The 21,127-nt window shown below is 61.4% G+C and carries 16 protein-coding genes; 8 read left to right on the forward strand and 8 right to left on the reverse strand.

Annotated features, from left to right (window positions below; genetic code table 11):
• Positions 1-182 precede the first annotated feature (182 nt).
• The 3 genes from catA to MRS74_RS21455 are packed head-to-tail and all read right to left on the reverse strand — an operon-like array spanning position 183 to position 2,595.
• Positions 183-1,112, reverse strand: coding sequence for a catechol 1,2-dioxygenase (gene catA, locus MRS74_RS21445; protein WP_254582329.1), 930 nt, complete (start codon positions 1,110-1,112; stop codon positions 183-185).
• Positions 1,113-1,159: 47 nt separating this feature from the next.
• Positions 1,160-1,450, reverse strand: coding sequence for a muconolactone Delta-isomerase (catC, locus tag MRS74_RS21450; protein WP_254582330.1), 291 nt, complete (start codon positions 1,448-1,450; stop codon positions 1,160-1,162).
• Between the two features lie 23 nt (positions 1,451-1,473).
• Complete coding sequence (locus tag MRS74_RS21455; protein ID WP_254582331.1) at positions 1,474-2,595, reverse strand: muconate cycloisomerase family protein; 1,122 nt, start codon at positions 2,593-2,595, stop codon at positions 1,474-1,476.
• A gap of 130 nt (positions 2,596-2,725) precedes the next feature.
• Between MRS74_RS21455 and MRS74_RS21460 the strand changes: the two genes are divergently transcribed.
• Together MRS74_RS21460 and MRS74_RS21465 are read left to right on the forward strand one after the other, a co-directional pair.
• A complete protein-coding gene (locus MRS74_RS21460; protein ID WP_254582332.1) occupies positions 2,726-3,628 on the forward strand; it encodes a LysR family transcriptional regulator in 903 nt (300 codons plus the stop codon).
• A 165-nt stretch (positions 3,629-3,793) separates the two neighbouring features.
• Entirely contained in the window at positions 3,794-6,388 is a 2,595-nt protein-coding gene (locus tag MRS74_RS21465; RefSeq protein WP_254582333.1) for an AMP-binding protein, read from the forward strand.
• A 212-nt stretch (positions 6,389-6,600) separates the two neighbouring features.
• On the opposite strand, the gene MRS74_RS21470 is transcribed toward MRS74_RS21465, so the two are convergent.
• The 5 genes from MRS74_RS21470 to MRS74_RS21490 form a co-directional block, all read right to left on the reverse strand.
• Positions 6,601-7,893 (reverse strand): MFS transporter, encoded by a 1,293-nt coding sequence (locus MRS74_RS21470; protein ID WP_254582334.1) that lies wholly within the window; start codon positions 7,891-7,893, stop codon positions 6,601-6,603.
• Positions 7,894-8,303: 410 nt separating this feature from the next.
• On the reverse strand, positions 8,304-8,735 hold the full coding sequence (locus tag MRS74_RS21475) for a VOC family protein (RefSeq protein ID WP_254582335.1): 432 nt from the start codon (positions 8,733-8,735) through the stop codon (positions 8,304-8,306).
• Between the two features lie 33 nt (positions 8,736-8,768).
• Positions 8,769-9,143, reverse strand: coding sequence for a SpoIIAA family protein (locus MRS74_RS21480; protein ID WP_254582336.1), 375 nt, complete (start codon positions 9,141-9,143; stop codon positions 8,769-8,771).
• A gap of 95 nt (positions 9,144-9,238) precedes the next feature.
• Positions 9,239-9,709 (reverse strand): GNAT family N-acetyltransferase, encoded by a 471-nt coding sequence (locus MRS74_RS21485; protein WP_254582337.1) that lies wholly within the window; start codon positions 9,707-9,709, stop codon positions 9,239-9,241.
• The gene (locus MRS74_RS21490; RefSeq protein ID WP_254582338.1) at positions 9,706-10,365 is read right to left on the reverse strand and encodes an SGNH/GDSL hydrolase family protein; all 660 of its coding nucleotides are present in this window, start codon (positions 10,363-10,365) and stop codon (positions 9,706-9,708) included. The genes MRS74_RS21485 and MRS74_RS21490 overlap by 4 nt, the downstream gene beginning before the upstream one ends.
• A gap of 302 nt (positions 10,366-10,667) precedes the next feature.
• Here MRS74_RS21490 and MRS74_RS21495 point away from each other — a divergent pair, with 302 nt between their 5' ends.
• The 6 genes from MRS74_RS21495 to MRS74_RS21520 form a co-directional block, all read left to right on the forward strand.
• Positions 10,668-11,453, forward strand: a complete 786-nt coding sequence (locus MRS74_RS21495) for an efflux RND transporter periplasmic adaptor subunit (protein WP_254582339.1) — start codon at positions 10,668-10,670, stop codon at positions 11,451-11,453.
• Positions 11,450-12,769 carry an efflux RND transporter periplasmic adaptor subunit gene (locus MRS74_RS21500; protein ID WP_254582340.1) on the forward strand — a complete coding sequence of 440 codons (1,320 nt, stop codon included), beginning with the start codon at positions 11,450-11,452 and terminating at the stop codon, positions 12,767-12,769. Before MRS74_RS21495 ends, MRS74_RS21500 begins: the two co-directional genes overlap by 4 nt.
• Positions 12,770-14,866, forward strand: coding sequence for a site-2 protease family protein (locus MRS74_RS21505; RefSeq protein ID WP_254582341.1), 2,097 nt, complete (start codon positions 12,770-12,772; stop codon positions 14,864-14,866).
• Positions 14,867-15,091: 225 nt separating this feature from the next.
• Positions 15,092-15,676 (forward strand): GNAT family N-acetyltransferase, encoded by a 585-nt coding sequence (locus tag MRS74_RS21510; protein ID WP_254582342.1) that lies wholly within the window; start codon positions 15,092-15,094, stop codon positions 15,674-15,676.
• A 231-nt stretch (positions 15,677-15,907) separates the two neighbouring features.
• On the forward strand, positions 15,908-16,474 hold the full coding sequence (locus MRS74_RS21515) for a phage tail protein (protein WP_254582343.1): 567 nt from the start codon (positions 15,908-15,910) through the stop codon (positions 16,472-16,474).
• A 127-nt stretch (positions 16,475-16,601) separates the two neighbouring features.
• Positions 16,602-21,127 (forward strand): DUF4347 domain-containing protein (locus tag MRS74_RS21520; RefSeq protein WP_254582344.1); only part of this gene is annotated, 4,526 nt, incomplete at its 3' end.

The following is a 21,127-nucleotide window of genomic DNA, read 5'->3' on the forward strand; positions in this document are numbered from 1 at the left end:
CTGACTGTGCAGGAGCAAAAGTCAGGGACCGTACATCCTGTACAAACCCTGCTCCTGCGCATCCATGCGCCCGCAGGATACGTACGTCCCTGTACATAAAAACGGCCGCGCTGGTGGGCGCGGCCGTTTTCGATGGTGCAAACAGACTCTGTGGCCGGTACGGGCGTACCGGCCGCCTGGTCTTAGTCCTGCTTTACACGCGGACGGTTGCTGCGCAGCTCGGCTTCCGGTGCTGCCGCTTTCTGCAGCTGGAAGTCGAAATCCAGCTCAGCGAAGCGGCCTTCGATACCACGGTCCTTGGCAGCGGCGGCATCGTCGATAAAGCGGATATCACCGACCAGACCATCGCGGGTGGCGTAGGCAAAGTCGTCCCACAGGAACTCGTCGCCGGCCAGGTTGATCTGGGTGGTCAGATGACGGTGACCCGGTGCAGACACGAAGAAGTGGACGTGTGCCGGGCGCTGACCGTGACGGCCGAGCTGTGTCAGCACTTCCTGGGTGGTGCCTTCCGGCGGGCAGCCGTAACCGGACGGCACTATGCTGCGCACACGGTAGCGACCTTCAGCATCGGTGACGACACGACGACGCAGATTGTAGTCGGACTGGGTGGAGTCGAAGTACGAATAGGTGCCCTTGCTGTTGGCGTGCCAGATATCGACCACGGCGCCGGCCACAGGCGTGCCATCGGTATCCATAATACGCCCCTGCAGGAACATCACAGGAGCCGGATCGGTGCCGTCGTCCATGCGCGCTTCGCCTTCGGACATAGGCGCGCCAGCCACGTAGAGCGGGCCTTCGATGGTGCGCGGAGTACCGCCGGTGTGACCCTCTGCTGCGTCCTGAGCATCCAGCAGCAGATCAAAGTAGTGCTCCAGGCCCAGGCCCGGTACCAGCAGACCAGCTTCGCTGCCGGCGCCCATGCGGTTGAGGTAGTCAATACCCTTCCAAAACTCGTCCTGGGTGACTTCAAGGTCTTCGATGATCTTGGCGGCATCGTTGACAATGCGCAGGATCAGCTGCTTCATGCGCGGGTTGCCCTGCTCATTGTTCAGGCCAGCGGCCTCATTGAACAGATTCTGTACCTGTTCGGTGTGAGCCAATTTAATAGTCATGATGCATTCCTCACTTATTATTTATTTAACTAGGTTAGTACGGCTAATCAACGGTCATCGGCATGGATGGACGACGCGTGGCGACAGAGTGCCTCGACTTCGATATCCATATAGGGAAACAGCGGCAGCTGCATCAGGATGTCATGCAGCTCCTGGGTGCTGTCGACATCGAACAGGCTGTAGTTGGCGTACTGGCCGGCGATACGCCACAGGTGGCGCCACTTGCCCTCGTGCTGCAGGCGCTGCGCCAGCGCCTTCTCTTCAGCCTTGATCTGCTCGGCCTTGGCAGGATCCATATCCAGGGGGATATTGACGGTCATCTTTACGTGAAACAGCATTTAAGTATCTCCTCGGGAAAGGGTTATTTACGGCTGAAGAACGCGAGACGCTCTTCATCGAGGGTCAGGCCAATGCCCGGCGTACTGGGCACCTCAAGCTGGAAATCGCGATACACCGGCGGCTCGGTGACGATATCTTCGGTCAGCAGCAGCGGGCCAAACAGCTCGGTGTGCCAGGTCAACTTCTTCAGCGTCAGGAAGGCATGGGCGGCGGCAAGCGAGCCGACGCTACCTTCCAGCATAGTCGCGCCGTAGAGGCCGATACCGGCGGCCTCGGCGATGGCGGCGGTACGCAGCACGGCCCGCGGGCCACCGTTCTTGGCGATTTTGAGGGCAAATACCGAAGCCGCGCCCTCGGCCGCCAGATTAAAGGCATCCTCCACGCATTCGATGGATTCGTCCGCCATGATCGGCGCCGGGCTGCGCTGGTTCAGGCGTACCTGACCGCTGCGGTTATTGCGTGAAATGGGCTGTTCGATCAGATCGATACCGTTGTCACCCAGCTCCTGGCAGGCGCGGATGGCTACCGCCTCATCCCAGGCCTGATTGACGTCCACACGCACCGAACCGCGATCCCCCAGGGCCTTCTTGATGGCGATCACATGCTTGAGATCCCGGCTGACTTCGTTGGCGCCAATCTTGAGCTTGAAGACACGGTGCCTGCGAATATCCAGCATGTGCTCGGCTTCGGCGATATCCTTTTCAGTGTTGCCACTGGCCAGCGTCCAGGCTACCTCCAGCGAGTCGCGCACGCGGCCGCCCAGCAGCTCACTCACCGCCATGCCAAGGCGCTTGCCCTGGGCATCCAGCAGTGCAGTCTCGATGCCGGACTTGGCAAAGGTATTGCCCTTGATGGTGCGATCCAGACGCTGCATGGCAGCATTGACGTTACTGGCATCCTGCCCTACCAGCAGAGGTGCGAAGAAACGATCAATATTGGTCTTCATGCTGTCCGGGCTTTCATTGCCATAGGCCAGACCGCCAATGGTGGTGGCCTCGCCGATACCTTCAATACCGTCGGCGCAGCGGATGCGCACTATCACCAGGGTCTGGTGCTGCATGGTGTGCATGGCCAGCTGATGCGGCCGTATCGTTGGCAGATCAACGATGATGGTTTCAACCGACTCGATCGCGCTAGAAATCATTTCAATACCCACTCGGTTCTATACTTGCTTGAACCGATACTGGCCTGAAAAAACGCCGGAATCCAATATTGAATTTGTCTGGTACTATACTCTGCAGGTATGAAAAGTCATTCACCGTTATGGAGGTTCAATGGAACTGCGTCACTTGCGCTACTTCCAGGTACTGGCCCAGACACTCAACTTCACCCGCGCCGCCGAAATGCTGCATATCGCCCAGCCCCCGCTGAGCCGCCAGATACAGCAGCTCGAAGAGGAACTCGGTGTGACCCTTATTGAGCGCAGCCGGCCGCTGCGCCTGACCGAGGCCGGCCGCTTCTTTCATGAGCACTCCAGCGCCCTGCTCGAACAGCTGACCAAGGTCTGCGACAATACCCAGCGCATTGGCCAGGGGCGCAAGCGCTGGATGGGGATAGGCTTTGCTCCCTCCACCCTCTATGGCGTGCTGCCGCAGCTGATCAGCCGCCTGCGCGGCGATGAGGGTATCGAGCTTGGCCTGAGCGAGCTGACCACCGTACAGCAGATTGAAGCGCTCAAGGCCGGGCGTATCGACATTGGCTTTGGCCGTATCCATATCGCCGACCCCAGCATCCTCCAGATCGTGCTGACCGAAGATCCGCTGGTCGCGGCCCTTCCCGCCAATCACCCGCTGCAGGGCAAGACAACCTGCCTTGCGGATCTTGCCCGCGAGCCCTTCGTGCTCTATCCCGGTAATCCGCGTCCAAGCTACGCCGATCATGTGCTGGAGCTGTTTGCCCGCCACAGCCTGCGGCTGGATGTGGTGCAGTGGACCAACGAGATGCAGACCGCCATCGGTCTGGTCGCCGCCGGCATAGGCGTGACCCTGGTACCCGCCTCGGTGCAACAGCAGCACCGCCAGGACGTACACTACATCCCGCTGCAGGAACAGGACGCAACCTCCCCCATCATTCTCAGCCTGCGCGCCAGCGACAGCTCACCACTGGTCAGCCATTGCCGGGAACTGATCGGGGCGTTTCTGGAAGCAGACGGGACGCCATGCGCGGTATTATTTTAAGGAGCCAGGGGCAAGGGGCCAGGAGCAAAGCCTTAGCTTTGCCCTGAACTATTAATACGACTTACTCTTATTTACAAAAGGGAATAGGACTTACTCTCATCTGTGGTTACAATAGCCGACTTTTCCAGGCCTCATCGCAAGAGTACGGCACGGGTAGTCACGGTTATGTTTTTCAATCTCGATCGCCTTCGGGCCCATGGCAGCAGCCCCTGCTTACTGCACAAGAACGGCACAGCGCTGAGCTATGCAGCGCTCGCCGACCAGGCCGCAGCATTCGGCCAGGCCCTTGGTGAGAGCCTTGGACAGGAGTGCGGGCGTCGGCTGATCGCTATAGAAGCGGCCTCCGATCCCGCTGCGATCAGCGCCTATATCGGTGCTCTCGCGGCGGGCCATGCCGTGATGCCGACACCTGCTGGCGCCACCGACACCGCCCTGCAGCTCGAACAGCGCTTTCGTCCCGCGGCGAGCTATCGCCGTATCGACGGCCGCTGGCAACTGCTGACACAGCCGGGGCCGACAAGGCTGCTGCATCCGGACCTGGCGCTGCTGCTGCAAACTTCCGGCAGTACCGGCCAGGGGCGCGGCGTGCGGCTATCCGCCCAGGCGCTGCAGGCCAATGCCGAGTCCATTGCCGACTATCTTGAGCTGAACGCGGATGATCGCGCCGCACTGATCCTGCCGCTGCATTACTCCTACGGCATCTCGGTGTTGCACTCCCACCTGCTGCGCGGTGCCAGCCTCTGGCTGCATCCCGATTCAGTGCTGACACCCGGTTTCGACACCGCCCTCGCGGCCAGCGGCGCCACCAATCTGGCGGGCGTGCCACATCATTTCAGCCTGCTCGAAAGTGCAGGGCTGGACAAGGCACTGCCCGCCAGCCTGCGTTTTCTGAGCGTGGCGGGCGGCGCCATGGCGCCACAGAGTGTGAGCACATGGGCGGCACGGATGGATGCCCGCGGGGGGCGCTTCCAGGTCATGTACGGCCAGACCGAGGCGACCGCCCGCATCGCCTGGCTGCCGCCTGCGCTTGCGCAACAGACACCCGATGCAATTGGCATCGCCATCCCGGGCGGCGAACTTGCGCTGCGTGATGAGCGCGGCCGCACCCTCACGGCACCCGAAGGCGAAGGCGAGCTAATCTACCGCGGCCCCAATGTGATGATGGGCTATGCCCAAAGTCACGGGGACCTGGCCCGGGGCGCCGAGCTCGATGAACTGGCCACAGGCGATCTGGCCCGGCGCGACAGTAACGGCATTTACCGCATCACGGGGCGACTTTCACGCATGTCCAAGATTGCGGGCCTGCGCATCGGCCATGATGCGCTGGAGCTTGGCCTCGCCGATGCCGGGCGCGAGATTGCGATCTGGGGCGATGACAGGCGCATCGGCATCGCCGTGACCGGCGCCTGCATCGATGCCACACAAATACAGGCGCGCGCAGCAGAGCTCAGCGGTATCGGATCGCAGCATTTCGATGTCCGCCTGCTGCATGAGTTGCCAAGACGCAGCAATGGCAAGATCGATTACCCGGCGCTGAAGACGCAGCCTGGCAACAGGTCCCGCAGCAAAAGCGTGCTGGCCGCCTACCGTGCGGCCTTCGCCCCGCGCACCATACACCCCACAGACACCTTTGCAAGCCTGGGTGGCGATTCGCTGTGCCATGTAGAACTGACCCTCGCGCTGGAAGAGCACATCGGTGGCGTACCCCAGGGCTGGGAACGCATGACCATCGCCGACCTCGAACAGGCAGCACCGCCCCAGGGCCACAGCCTGCCCACCGAACTGGTGGCGCGGGTGCTGGCAATAATGGCGGTGGTGGTCTCACACCAGACGCTCTGGCCAATCTATGGCGGCGCGGCGGCGATGATCATTCTGATGGGCATGAGCGTTGCGGCCTATCGCTGGGATACCCTTGTCAGCGGTGATATGCGGGCCTATTTCACCCCGATGCTGGGCGTGCTCATACCTTATTACGCGGTACTGGCGGGCTATTCGCTGGCATGGGGCCAGGTGCCCTGGGTCTCGGCACTGCTGCTGGGCAACTTTGCCCTCACCAGGCCAGAAACACACGAAATGCTGCCCTATCTCTACTGGTTTGTTGAAGCTTACGTGCAGATCTCGCTGCTGATCGCCATACCCTTCATGATCCCCGGGCTGCGTCGCAGGCTGGCGGGAGCAAAACACTCAAGGGACGCGCAGCGCTTTGGTTTCGGCCTCTGCCTCTTCGGCCTGGCTGCAGTCCTTCGCTTCAGCATCCCCGAAATCTGGCCCATGCAGGGCCGGGCCCTCTTTACCCTGCCCTGGGTGCTCTACATCTTCGCGCTGGGCTGGTGCATCAGCACAGCCCAGACGCAACGCGAGCGGTATATCGTGCTGGGGCTTGCCTGCCTGATCATGCCAATAGCGGCGTATTTGGGCGGCAACTGGCACGGCGGCTGGATCAAGTACATGAGCCTGCTCGTTCTCGTGGGGCTGCTGTGTTTCGTGCCGCGCATCCGCCTGCCGCGCCGCGCCATACGGCCGGTCATGCGACTCGCCCAGGCCGCCTTCCCGATTTACCTGCTGCACCGGCTGGTGCCTGAGGTTCTGCTGCCCATGGCCGGCATTGAGGGCCAGGGGCCGGTAATCGATACCATCGCCATCCTCGGCGGTATCGGCCTCGGGCTGGTCGCCGCCACCGTGCAGCGCCGCCTGCTGTCGCGGCCATGGATACGCAAAAACACAGACGTCGGGCGCCTCGCCGGTGCCGCGAACGGATAGCCCCAATAAAAAAGAGCGAGGGCCGCGAATCACCCTCGCTCTTTTGCGTGCGTACCAGACTCTTGCATCAGACTTTTGCGCCTAAGAGTTACCCTGCAACCGCATGAGCCTGACCAACAAGCAATATAACCGCCAGTCCTTATGTGACGATGCCAGGATCAAGGCCAGAGAAGGCAGGGTGCCGCGCAGCGCATCATCGACAACGGCATCCTTCATGCCCCGGCTGAGCTTTCCCCGGTCTTGCGGTCGGGCTCCCCGGCCTTGCCTTTGACATCGTTTGTATCAGAGGCTGCTGGGCGCATATCCAGATAATCCCGCTTCACAAGGCTGGGGAACCAGTACACCCAGAGCGCCACGACACCCAGAGTACCGACACCGCCGACAATAATCGCCGGCACCACACCCAGCCAGGCCGCCATAACGCCGGACTCGAATTCGCCCAGCTGATTGGAGGTACTGATAAAAATCGAATTGACGGCGCTGACGCGACCACGCATTTCATCCGGCGTCTCGAGCTGCACCAGCGTCGAGCGGATCACCACGCTCACCATATCGGCGGCGCCCATAATCAGCAGCGACAGAATCGACAGCCACAGCGTTTCCGACAGACCAAAGACAATGGTCATGCTGCCGAATACGGCGACCGCGACAAACATCTTCACCCCCACGGTACGCTTCACCGGGCGCCAGGCCAGATAGACCGACATCAGCACGGCACCCACGGCCGGCGCACTGCGCAAGAGCCCAAGTCCCCAGGGCCCGGTTTCCAGAATGTCACGGGCGACAATGGGCATCAGCGCAGTGACGCTCCCCACCAGCACCGCCAGCATATCGAGCGAAATGGACCCGAAGATTACCGGGTTTCTCCAGGTAAAGCGCAGCCCGCCCAGCATGGAGTCGAGGGTAACCGGCTGCTTAGTGCGGGCTTCATGGCGATAGCGCAGATTCGCCAGAATGACGGCCGAGAGCAGGCACAGCAGCGTACTGGACCCGTAGAGCGCGCCGGCACCGAAGATATAGATCACGCCACCGAGTGCCGGCCCGACGATGGTGGTCGCCTCACGCCCCGAGGCCGTCCAGGTCAGCGCCGGCGCCAGCAGATCGGCGCCGACAATATTGGGCACCATGGCCTGGGTCGCCGGCATCTCGAATGCCCTGGCCGTGCCCATCACCACACAGCAGCCATAGATGATCGCCGGGGTGATAATGCCCAGCACGCTGGTCACGGCCAGCACCGCGATACTCAGGGTCAGTACCAGCCGACACTGCATCATGATCCTGTGGCGGTCATGGTTATCGGCCACGTGGCCGGCATAAAGCGTCAGCACCAGTTGGGGCAGGTAGCGGGCCAGGCCCACAAGCCCAAGGCTCAGGGCGCTGTCTGTCAGGTTGTAGATCTGCCAGCCGAGCCCCACCATCAGCATCTGGAACGCCAGGGACGACGCCATCTGGCCGATCCAGAAACGCATGAAAGTACGGTGCTTGAAAAGCGAATTGGACGTCATTTAAATCCCTGCAAACAGACCCGACAGCAGCGCGTATTGTAACGGATTTGTTTCAGCCGATGGATGCCCCGAGCACACGGGATTACTCCTGCACCCACACAGGCACCTGCAGGATACGGCGACCTGATCGACGCCCATCCTGCATTTTGGTAGATCATACGGTTGCATCTTTCCGGGACTTCAGCCTGGCTGGCTGTTAATCGCCACCCTGATACATTTCGAGTCAAGCATTGGGGCTGGATGGGCTGCAACACTGCGCCTTCTGTAAGTGCACCCTCGCTCAGTACGGAGCTCTGACGCCTGCGGGTGAAACGTCACCCAGGTGATAGCCCATAGAATCCGGGGGAATCTGCTCCGCTGCACGGGACTTTTCCCTCCAGTTTCCCTCCAGCGGCCTCAGACCCATGCATTCAGGCATCAGGAACAGGCCAGTGCGGATTCCAGGCGACTTCCCACAGGTGATCATCGGGGTCCTGAAAATAACCGGCGTAGCCACCCCAGAAGGTGTCCTCTGCCGGTTTCAATATCCTGGCGCCGGCCGTTGCAGCCTGCGCCATCACCTGATCAACCTCCGCCTTTGAGGCCACGTTGTGGGCCAGGCTGAATTCAGGTCCGCCCTGCGATCCCGTGCTCGCCGGCAGTCCACAGTCTTTTGCCAGGCTTTTGCGCCCGAACAGCCCCAGCTTGAGCCCGGCCTGCAGATCAAAAAAGGCCACGGCGCCATCCTCGAACTCGGTGCCCAGAATGCCTTCGGTGGCCAGCCCCAGGCCATCACGGTAGAAAGATACCGAGGCTTGCAGATTATCCACCCCCAGGGTGATCAGACTAATGCGTGGTTTCATCCCGTTTTCCCCTGCACCAGACACACTTAATGATTAGTCGGGCGAACCCGCCAGCCAGGCTTCCGCCGCCAGTACATCGTTGCAATCAAAGGCCTTGATCTCCAGCCCGGGAAACAGATGGCCTTCAAATTCACTCATGCGCTGAATCCACTTTTTGTCCGACAGCACCGCCGCCCGGTCAAACCGGTGGATCAGCCCAAACAGTGCCGGCAGGCGCGACAGCTCAACGCCAATGGCGCCGAGGGTCGGAAAATCGAAGTCGTTGATTCGATACAGCATGCGCCCATGCTCGATGCTTTTGGACTGGCTGATGAGGTTGTCCAGCGCGAGCTTCATGTCGTCGCTGTTCAGCCTGCCGGAAAGCTCGATATCGATGCGGTTATGCGCAACCTTGTTGATTTTTAACATGATGCGACCTGCTCTTTATGATCAGATGGACAAACAGACTCGCTGCCCTGTTTCAGTATAGAAGGCTGACGCCCCCCCCCCCACGCATGGCCGGATCATTCGGCGCCCGGCATTCGCACCATGCGGTAGTTGATCAGCGTCTGGCCGCGGCGAACGACGCTATTCTGTGCCTGAAGCTCAAAGCCATGGGCTGCGAAAAACGGCCGGGCTGGCCTGCTGGCCTCGACATGCAGCTGCGTAATGCCAAGAATCCGGGCCTGCTGCAGCAGATGCCGCAACAAACGGCCGGCAATACCCCGGCGCTGATGCTCCGGGTGCACATAGAGACAGTCGATATGGCCATCGGGCTCCAGTTCGATAAAGCCCAGAATCACATCATCCTGCTCTGCAACGAAGGGCTGACGCTGCGCAAGGCGCAGCTGCCAGGCGGCGTAGTTTGGCGGCGTGGGCGCCCAGGCTTCGCACTGCGCGGCGCTATAGTCCGTGCTGGCGATGGCATGCACCGCCGCATGAAAAAGGTCGGCGATGGCACGGCTGTCGGCCGTTTTATAGTTGCGAATAATCATGGGATTTCGTGCAGTTCCTCGGGTAACAGAGCCTGCACCTCCAGTGCAAGCGCCTCACCGAGGCGCCGATGCTGATCCTCGTCCAGATGTACGCCATCCACCCGGCTGGTCGGCGTGACGGATCCCGCATCAAAAAAATGACAACCACGTTCATGGGCGAGCGCCTCAATCGCCGCCGTGAGACCGATGGCGCGAGTTTCGCAACCCTCGAACTTGGGCGCTATAGCACCCCTGGCCTGCTGCAGGGGTGGCGGTGCAACCACCAGAATGGGTGGCACCGGCATGCCAGGCTCAATGGGGGCACCGCGAATGGCACTGATAAGCGCACCCAGGCCCTGGGCCGAATGCCAGGCATTGTATCCGTGCATGGACTGAAAATCGTTGGTGCCCAGCAGCAGGATCACCAGCGCCAGCGGCGAGTTCATCTCGATACAGGCGCCGAGCCCCTCAAGGCCGTTGCGACCAGGCTTGAACGGATCTTCCCATACCGTGCGCCGCCCGTTAAGACAGTTTTCGATGACCCGCACCGGCATTCCTGCGCTTACCAGCGCCAGCTCCATAACGCCGGGCCAACGCTGATCAAAGCGAAAACGTTGCCGCGTATCGGGGATAATGCCCCAACTCAGGGAGTCGGCGTATACCAGAATCTGATGCATCGAAGGCCTCCGGCGAAAACAGCACAGTGTAGCCGACAGAGATATAATGCTCCGGTATGAATCGCAACCTCAGCACCAAAGCGGCAACTCGATGGCACAGCCCGCCCCAATGCAACCCATAATCCGTGCCAGCAACGGGGCTAAAGCGGCCGTACACAACCCTGCTTAACACAGCCGTCGCCGGACGACTCAACGCTGTGGCAAGGCGCCTATCCCAGGCCGCGGCCGTGCGTAACCTGCGATTTACCCCCGGGCGTGACTCCTTTACACTGCTGCCAGTGTTTATCTTGCAGGGAACGCAAATGCAGCGAAACATCAGTAAGATCGGTGCGATCCTGTGGCTCCTCTATGCCGGCAACGGCACCGCCGCTACACAAGCCGGTGACCCTCTGCTCGACGCCCCCATTCAGGCCCAGAACAATAGCGAGCGCAAGGCGCGCGGCGTTTTGCGGGCCCGTGACCAGGCCGTTCTGTCCAGCGAACTGGCCGGCCGCATCACCGAGATGCCCTATACCGATGGCCAGGACTTCAAGCAGGGCGATGTGCTGGTACGCTTCGACTGCAGTGCCTATCAGGCCCAGCTGAATGCCGCCCAGGCGGCGGTGCGGGCAACGCGCGAAGAACTGAATCACAAGAAGCAGCTGGCCTCGTTCAACTCGGTCGGCCGTTTCGAGGTGGCCCTGGCCGAAGCCCGTCAGGCCCAGGCCCAGGCCGAAGCCCAGGTCTACAAGGTGCAGGTCCAGCGCTGTTCGGTCAGCGCTCCCTTCGATGGCCAGGTGGTGCAACGCCGGGTACAGCCACACGAGAGTGTCGCCAGCGGCACGCCACTGCTGGAAATCGTGGATAACCGCACCCTGGAAGTGCAGCTGCTGGTGCCCTCCAACTGGCTGGGCTGGCTCAAGCCAGGGCGCCGCTTCGAGTTCGTGCCGGATGAAACGGGGCAGCCCCTGGCGGTTGAAGTCAAACGCCTGGGTGCCCGCATCGATGAAGCCAGCCAGACCCTGCTGCTCATAGGCACACTGCCGCCGGATACGGCCGGCCTGCTAGCCGGCATGAGTGGCAGCGCACGTTTCCTGGAGGCGCAATGAGCGCCAGGCTGCCGGACCCCGCCGAACGTGTCTTCGCCCAGCTCCTGGCCCTGCAAAGCCAGACGCGGGCCGCCGCGGATATCGACAGCCTGGCCTATAGCCTGGTCAATGATGCGCAACCGCTGTTCGGCTATCGTCATGCTGCGCTGCTGATCGCCGGTCGCACCCGGGCGGTAACAGGCATCAGCCAGGTCGAGCCCCATGCCCCCTTCGTCGCCTTCGTCGAACGTGCCGCCAGCGAATTGCTGACTCAGGGCGTACCGACCCAGGCGCAGCAGGTGGACACAGCAAGGCTGAGCGAGGAGACCCGTGCCGACTGTCAGAGCCTGTCGGCCAGCGCGGTGTTCTGGCTGCCGCTGCTCGATCGCCAGCAGGCGCTCTTTGGTGGTCTCTGGATCGCCCGCGAACAACCCTGGAGCGATGCCGAAAAGGCACTGCTGGCACAGCTCGGCGATTGCTACAGCCATGCCTGGCTGGCGCTGCAACCGCGCAAGCCCTGGCGGCTGCGCTGGCCCAGGCGCAAAATTCTGGCCGTACTGGTGGTCGCCTCGCTGTTGCTGTTCCTGCCGGTGCGCCAGTCGGTACTGGCACCGGCCGAAGTGGTGCCGCTCAATGGTCGCGTCGTCACGGCGCCGCTGGACGGCGTCATTGCAGAATTTCTGGTCAAACCCAATCAGCCGGTGCGCAGCGGCGAGACGTTGCTGCGCTTTGATGCCACCTCGCTGCGTGCCCAGGCAGATGTAGCCGAGCGCAGCCTGGATGTGGCCGATGCCGAGCTAAAAAGCAATGCCCAGCGGGCCTTCTCCGATACCGACGCCAAGGCGCGGCTGGATCTGCTGGCCGCCAGAGTGGAACAAAAGCGCGCCGAACGAGACTATGCCCGCGAGCTGCTCGCCCGTAGCGAGGTCCGCGCCGAACGCGATGGCATCGCCGTGTTCGCCGACGCCGAACGCTGGACCGGCAAGCCCGTAAAGACCGGTGAACGCCTGATGGATATTGCCGATCCGCAGCAGGCCGAGTTGCGCATCGAACTGGCGGTGGCTGACGCCATCGATCTGGGGCCGGGCGCCGAGGTGGCACTGTTCCTCGACAGCGATCCGCTTAACCGTCACGCCGCCCGTCTGGAACGCCTGGCCTACGAGGCGCAAACCAGCGCCGCCGGCCAGCTGGCCTACCGCCTGGATGCCAGTTTCCTCGCAACGCCACCGCGTATCGGCCTGCGCGGTACCGCGAAACTCTTCGGTCAACGCGTGCCACTGGCCCTGTATCTGCTGCGCCGCCCGCTGGCCGCGCTGCGCCAGGGATTGGGGCTGTAAATGCAGTTGCCGGCACTGCGTCCCGACCTGCAACTTTCGCCTGCCGCCACCGCGCTGGACGGCTCGCCGCAGTGGACCCTGGCAGATCCGCTGCGCGGTCGCTATTTCAAGCTCGGCGGTGCCGCGCTGCGACTGTTGCAACACTGGGCACTGGGCGATGCGCAGCGCGTCCTGAAGGCCGCCAATGAACAACCCGGCGTGCCCCTGAGCGAAACCGACCTGCAACAGCTACTGCGCTTTCTGCGCGATCACGACCTGATTGCGGCTCTGGATGCCGAGCAGCGTGCCAGCTACGGCGCCAAGGCCGCCGCCCGGCGACAAAGCCTGTGGCGACTGGTGCTGCACCAGTACCTTTTTTTTCGCATTCCATTGTGGCGACCGGATGCTTTTCTCAATCGCACCTGGCCCTGGCTCGAGCGTCAGGGCGCAGGCCTGCTGCGTGTCGGCCTGCCGCTGGTGCTTGGCCTCGGGCTCTTTCTGGTAGCCCGCGACTGGGAACGATTTCTCGCGACCTTCCCGCACCTGTTCAGCCTCGGCGGTGCACTGGCCTTCGGCATCGCCCTGGTATTCGCCAAGCTGTGCCATGAGTTCGGCCACGCTTATATGGCCAAGCGCGCGGGCTGTCGGGTACAGAGTATGGGACTGGCCTTCATGGTGCTGTTTCCGCTGTTCTATACCGATGTCAGCGATGCCTGGCGGGTAAACGACCGACGCTCCCGTCTGTTGATCGGCGCCGGCGGCATGCTCGCCGAGCTGCTGCTGGCGGCCATCGCCCTGCTGGCCTGGTCACTACTGCCGGATGGGCCCTGGCGCACCTCAGCTTTCATGCTCGCCAGCGCCACCTGGCTGACCACCCTGGTGATCAACCTCAACCCCTTCCTGCGCTTTGACGGCTATTACCTGCTCAGTGATCTATGGAGGGTGGAAAACCTGCAGCAACGAGCCTTCGCCCTGTGTCGCTGGCGACTGCGCGAGGCCCTGTTCGGCTATGGCGAGCCGATGCCCGAACCCTGGTCACCGGCCCTTTACCGCCGCCTGTTGGCCTGGGGCTACAGCGCCTGGCTGTGGCGGGCGGCGCTGTTTTTTGCCATCGCCCTGATCGTTTACCACCTCTTTTTCAAGCTGCTGGGCAGCTTCCTGATGCTGGTGGAGCTGGCCTGGTTCATCGGCCTGCCAGTCTGGCGTGAAATGCGCGAGTGGTGGCAGCGCCGCGAACAGGTGCGCCCTGTCCGACTGCTGTTCACCGGGCTGCTGCTGCTCGGCGGCCTCTTGCTGCTCCTCGTTCCCTGGCGCAGCGCCGTTGAGGTGCCGGCCCTGCTTCAGGCCACCCGGGCCAGCGCCCTCTATGCACCGATGCCCGCACGCCTGAAACAATTCCTGGTCAGCGATGGCCAGCAGGTGCAGGCCGGCGAGCTTTTGCTGGAACTGGAATCTCCGGACCTGGATGCCCGACAATCCATCGTGCACAGCCAGATCCGTACCCTGCAGCTGCAACTGCGACGTCTGGCCGGGCGCAGCGAAACCGCCGCAGATGCCGGCGTGCTCGAGCAGCAGCTGGCCGAATCACTGGCCGAATACCGCGGCCTGAGCGCCCAGCGCGCCCGATTGCTGGTACGGGCACCCCATGCCGGCAAGGTACGTGACCTGCTGCAGGACACCCGACCGGGCCGCTGGCTGAAGCCAGAGCAGCTGCTGGCGCGGGTGGTGGAACAACAGGTGCGCCTGAGCGGTTACCTGCCGGAGGAAGCCCTGTGGCGTGTTGAAGCCGGGGCCCAAGGGCGTTTCATCGCCGACGATCCACTGCGCCCGGCACTTAAGGTTCGCCTGCACGAAATTAGCACCACCGCAGCGCCTTATCTGGATATCGAATCCCTGGCCTCGGATCACGCAGGCCCCATCGCCGTGCGCCGCGACGGGCGGCAAGGTGCCCAGCCGCTGCAGGCACAGTACGCAGTACGCCTGGCGCTCGTCGATGAGCTGACACTGCCGCTGCAGCCCTTACGCGGCCTGGTGATATTGCAGGGGCAACATGAATCCGTGTTTGGCGCCGTCTGGCGCCGAATCGCCGCCCTGGGTGTGCGCGAGAGCGGGTTTTGAGCAAGCACCGCACGCACAGACTCCATCAGTTGGAAGCAGGCTGCCGGGCACGGCCACTATGGAGGCTGTCAGGCCCTGGCGGTGTCAGGTTCTGCAGACCCTGTCGCTCGCGGTCGACGGTCAGTGGCCAGTTTGACAACCTGGTTGCTTAGGCTAGGCTGTTGCTACGTAGTCGTCTGTCGTTGGCTACAGCGACGGGTCTAAAATATGCAAGGATGCTGCTCTGTGCCAACCCATAACTACAATCTACGTCCGCAGAACAGTACCGATCTCGCCTTTATCCAGCACCTTTATGCCTCCACCCGCGCAGCTGAAATGTCTGGCTGCGGCTGGCCACCGGAGGCGATCGCCGAGTTTCTCCGGCAACAGTTTCAACTTCAGTTAAATTACTATCAGGAACACTTTCCCGACGGCGAATTCTGGCTGATTGAACAGGAAGGTCGGGCTATCGGCCGCCTGTATCTTTCTTGGGGCAAAACCACCCTGCAACTGATTGATATCGCCCTGCTGCCCGAGCTGCGTGGCACGGGTCTGGGTAGCAGGTTACTCAATGAGGTACTGGCCCGCACCGATGCCAGCGGGCTTGCCGTCACACTTCATGTCGAATCACAGAATCCGGCGGTGCGACTTTACCAGCGCCTGGGCTTCGACATAGTCGCCGACAAGGACGTTTATCTCGAAATGCACAGACCTCCCCGGTCGGTAACCACAGACCAGGTCACCGATAAAGCGCTGCCCAGAATCCGGCTGGATCAAAACCAGCAGCCTCGACACATCTCTACTGAGCGCACGGTGACACGGTCAGACTAGCAGCCTGTCGGACTTGACCGGTCGTAGCGAGGAAATGGCCGTTTTGAGTCAGTTTTTGGGCTCTTTTAAGGCGAATAGAGGTTCTATTTAACACTTGAAACGAAGCGAGTAGATCAGTGTTAAGTCCGACAGGCTGCCAGGGCCTGGAACAACACAGGATTGCCATAGTGGCAACGGAGTACGGGCACCTCAAAACGCCCGTGCACAATAAGCACGACACGGAGAATAATAATGAGCGAACCCTTTATCGGCGAAATCCGCCTGGTCGGTTTCAACTTCGCGCCCCGTGGCTGGGCCTTCTGCCAGGGGCAGCTATTGCCAATTTCCCAAAATAACGCGCTCTTTGCGTTGCTTGGGACCCAATACGGTGGCGACGGCCGGACCACCTTCGCCCTGCCCGACCTGCGCGGGCGCAGCCCGGTCGGTATCGAACAGGGCCCGGGACTGAGTAATATAACCATCGGGGAACAAGGCGGCACTGAATCCGTGACCCTGACCCAGGTAAATATGCCCTCCCATTCACACACGGCCGAAGCAAGCATCGCTATTCCTGCCAATAGCACCAGCTCAGATACCACCGCGGCGCCGGCGACCAACACTGTGCTGGGGCCTGCGAGCAACTCAGGCCGACCCGGCGCCCTGTACAGCACCGAAACGCCCAACACCACCCTTGAACCCTTTAACAACCTGGTGACCGTGCAACCGGCCGGCGGCAGCCAGCCTGTACAGACCCGCAACCCCTTTCTGGGCAGCAATTTCATCATCGCACTGGAAGGTCTCTTCCCTTCACGTAGCTGATGACCAGTACCGCCACCCCTGTCACTGGGCAGGGCTGGCGGCACAGGAGGCATTCACCCCCAAAGACATCACTGTATGCGGCTCCCGACAGTATGCGGCGGCGACATGGATAGCACGGAGACAGCTTATGAAGTGGTTCGCTAACTCAGGCAAAAAAACAGGATCTGGCGACCATGCCCGCCCCGCCGCAGCGGTCGCACCGCTGGCCATGGCACTGGAGCCGCGCATGCTGTTCGACGGCGCCATAGCGGCCACAGTCGTCGAGACCCAGGACAGCAGCCCGGAGCCGGCCTCTGCGGACGATACGTTTTCCGCTCCAGGCGCAGACGCCACTGCAGTCGCGGGCAGTGCAGACAACCGCCAGGAAATTGTCTTCATCGACACCCAGGTGCAGGACTACCAGCAACTGCTGGCCGGTCTGCCAGTGGGCGTCGAGGTGGTGATGTTCGACGCCTCTAGCGATGGCTTGCAGGTTATCGCCGATACACTCGCCGGCCACGAGGGCATAGATGCCATCCATATTCTCAGCCACGGCGACAGCGGCCAGGTGCAGCTGGGCAACGACTGGCTCGACAGCGCCACTATCGCCACGCGCAGCGATCTGCTCGCCGCCATCGGCCAGTCGCTGAGCGAGGATGGCGATATTCTGCTCTATGGCTGCACCCTGGGCAGCGATGGTGCCGGCCTCGAGTTCATCCAGTCACTGGCCAGCGCGACCGGGGCGGATATTGCCGCATCAAGCGATTTGACCGGCGCAGCGAGCCTTGGCGGCGACTGGGAGCTGGAAGCAACCCAGGGCAGCATCGAAACCGCCTCGCTTGATTTGAGCGATTATTCCGGTTTGCTCACCGCCTTCAGCGACAGCCTGGATACCAATGTCGGCCTGGTGACCAGTTTCACCAGCACCCTGGGCGGTGTTGATTTCACCTATACCTTTACCGGACTTGGTGATGGTGGTGACATGATTTGGGAGAGCCTGTTCGGTGACGGCAATTCGGCCTCAATGAATTTGGCTTCAGGCGCTGTCAATTTAGCAACAACGGAGCGCGTGACGATTGCACGCACAGACGCCGCCGACTTTACCTTTAGCAGCCTGTACATCAACAATTCCGGTGGCCAGACCGTGACCGTTGGCGGCTATCTCGACGGAAGCCTGGTCGGCAGCACCCAGACCGTTAGTACCTTGACTGCCACTACCCTCAGTTTCGGTACTATCGGCGTAGATGAAGTGCGCATTACCAGCACTGAATTTTTTAATACCAATATCGACAGTTTTTCTGGCGACACCAACCCTCCCAATGCAGCGCCGTCGATCAGCAACCTCAATGGCGACAGCACAGCCTGGGCCGGCACAGGCAATACACTGACGCTGGATGCAGGCGGCAACGCCACGCTGTCCGATACTGAACTGGACGCACTCAATGGCGGCAATGGCGACTGGGCGGGCGGCAGCCTGAGTGTCCAACGCTCGGGCACCGCCATCTCCACCGATATTCTGGGGATTGATACCGCCGGTGCCAGTTTCACCGTCAGCGGCAGCAACCTTCAATCCGGCGGCCTGACGTTCGCGACCTTCACCAATACCGGCGGCGTCCTGAGCATCAATTTCACCAGCAGTGGAACAGCCGCCACCACGGCACTGATCAACGACGTCGCGCAACGGGTCACCTACCGTAATGACACGCCGGCGGGTGATGCCACCATGCGCTTTGCGCTGAACGATGGCACCTCTTCCGCGACGGCGGATGTGACTGTCACCACGGATACCATCTACGTTACCAACACCTCCGACACCGCCACCATCAATCTGGCCAATGGTGTGAGTTTCAGTGAAGCCGTGGCCATAGCCGCAGCCGATGTGACCGGCTCTCAAACGCTTGTTTTTACCAACAGTTTTAACAGCACCATGACGCTGGCCGGTAACCTGGCGATTAATGAAAGCCTGACGCTCAATGCCGATGCCGCCAATAACCTCAATCTGTCTGGCAGCACCATTACCCTTGGTGGCGGTAGCACGCTGGGTTTCACAAACTCCACCGGGTCAGTGACGATGTCCAGCACCCTGGCCGGCAGCGGCGGGCTGTCCAAGGCCGGCGCCGGCGAACTGGAACTAACCAACACCAGCAACTCGGGCATGTCCGGTGACATGACCGTGACTGCCGGCACCCTGTTTATCACCAGCGACAGCAACCTTTCTTCCGGCACCCTGGCGCTGGATGGCGGCGAGGTCTATGTGCTGGTTACCGGTGGGTCTTCCGGATCACCGGCAATAGCAACAATCGACAATGCCGTTACCCTGGGCGCCAGTGGCGGCACCATCAGTGTAGGGGGCGGTGGCGGTCGCAATATTGCAGATTTCAGCGGTATCATTTCCGGTAGCGGCAGCCTGACCAAATCCGCCAACTCCATTTTGCAATTGAGTGGCAACAACAGCTTTACCGGTGCGACCAGTCTGCAAGCCGGTACGCTGATCGCGAACCACAATAACGCCCTGGGCAGCACAGCCGGTGCAACGACGGTAGCAGGCGGCACAGACCTGCGCATCGCCGGCGGCCTGACGCTGCCTGAAGCCATTACCCTTTCCGGCACAGGCAAGAACGTCGATAGCGTAGACTACGGCGCGCTCCATCTTGCCAGCGGCAGCAGCACGGTATCGGGTAATCTTACCCTGGCCGCTAATGCCAACGTCAGTGCGGCATCGGGCAGCACCTTGACCCTGAGCGGCGCGCTCAATGGCAGTTTCGAGCTGAACAAGACAGATGCAGGAACCCTGACGCTATCGAACGCCACGAACTCAGGCAGCATGTCGGGTGGTATCAGGGTGTCGGCGGGCACCCTGTCGGTGGCCGGTGATGGCTATCTGCCGAGCGGAACCCTGTCACTGAACGGTGGCATCCTGGCGGTAACGGCTGCATCCACCATCGATAACAGTGTCAGCGTGCTGGCCGATAGCACGCTCAGCCACTCCGCGGCTGTGACTCTGTCAGGCACGATCAGCGGTACCGCGACGACTCTGACCAAAAGCGGCGCCGGAACCCTCACATTGAGTAATACCTCGAACAGTGCTTCGAGCTGGTCATTATCCGCCACCGCAGGTACGGTCAGCGTCAGTGACGCTGCGCATCTGGGTAGCGGCGACCTTACACTCAACGCCAGCAACCTGCAGCTTGAAGGTAGCACCATCACCTATAGCAACAACATCAACCTTGCAGGCAATGCCACCATCACCTCCAATGGCGATTCCACCCTGACCGGGGTTATCAGCGGCGCGGGTAACCTGACAAAATCCGGCGCCTTTACGCTGAACTTGAACGGCAATAATACCTATACGGGTACAACCACCGTCAGCGCAGGCGGCTTACAGCTCAATAGCGATAACGCGCTGGGAACCACCGCAGGCGGCACGACGGTCGCAAGCGGCGCCATTCTGGCTGTTACCAGTGGTGTCACGGTTGCCGATGCGCTCTCCATTTCAGGGGCGGGTTTTGCCGGTCTGGGTGCCATCTATTCATCGGGCAATACCACTATTACGGGCGCAGTCACCCTGACCGGCAATACCTCCATCGGGGTTACCAGTGGCGGTAACCAGACGTTCACCAATGTTATATCGGGTGCATTCAACCTCACCAAGATTCAGGCAGGAACAGTCACCCTGGCGGGCGCCAATACCTATTCAGGTACCACAACGGTTTCGGCGGGTACCTTGTCGGTAACGGGCAGCACGAGCAGTACAACCACCGTTGCCAGTGGCGCCATCCTGGCGGGAACCGGCACCCTTGGTGGTGCGCTTAGCATACAAAGTGGCGCTACCCTGGCTCCCGGTGTCGGCGGTGCCGGAACCCTGACACTGGGTAATGGTTTAACGATCAGCTCCGGTGGCACCTTGTCGGTGGATATCGCCGGTGCCACAGCAGGCACAGGCTACGACGTCGTCGATGTGACAGGCACGGTGGATCTGTCATCAGCCAGCATAACGGCTACGCATAGCTATACCCCCGGCAGCGCGGACGCTTACACCATCATCACCAATGATGGTGCTGATGCCATTACCGGAAGCTTCACGGGTGTAGCTGAAGGCGGCACTCTCACCGCGGGCGGCAATGCAACCGAACTCACTGCCAGTTATGTCGGCGGCACCGGCAATGATTTCACCTTGACGGCACCGGCCAACCCGCTCGTAACGTCAGTGTCTTCATCCACGCCTGACGGCGACTTTAAAATTGGCGACATCGTATCGATTACAGTCGCTTTTAATCAGGTGGTCACCGTCAATACCATCGGCGGAACACCGCAACTGCAGCTGGAAACGGGAACCACAGACCAAACGATCAATTATGTATCCGGTTCAGGCTCCAGCACCCTGACTTTTCAATACACTGTTCAAGCAGGCGACGAATCTGCGGATCTGGACTATCTATCGACCAATGCGCTGACGCTTAATGGTGCCACCATACAAAATGGCTCTGGCGATAACGCGATATTAACCCTGGCCACGCCTGGCGATGTCAATTCGCTCGGTGCCAACAAGGCGCTAGTGGTAGACGGTGTGCGCCCAACGGCCTCGATCGTAGTGGCGGACACGGCCCTGGCCGTCGGTGAGACCTCCGGCGTCACCATCACCTTCAATGAAGCCGTCACCGGGCTGACCACGGG

The organism is Marinobacterium sedimentorum (assembly GCF_024267675.1).
In the GTDB taxonomy this organism is placed as follows: domain Bacteria; phylum Pseudomonadota; class Gammaproteobacteria; order Pseudomonadales; family Balneatricaceae; genus Marinobacterium_A; species Marinobacterium_A sedimentorum.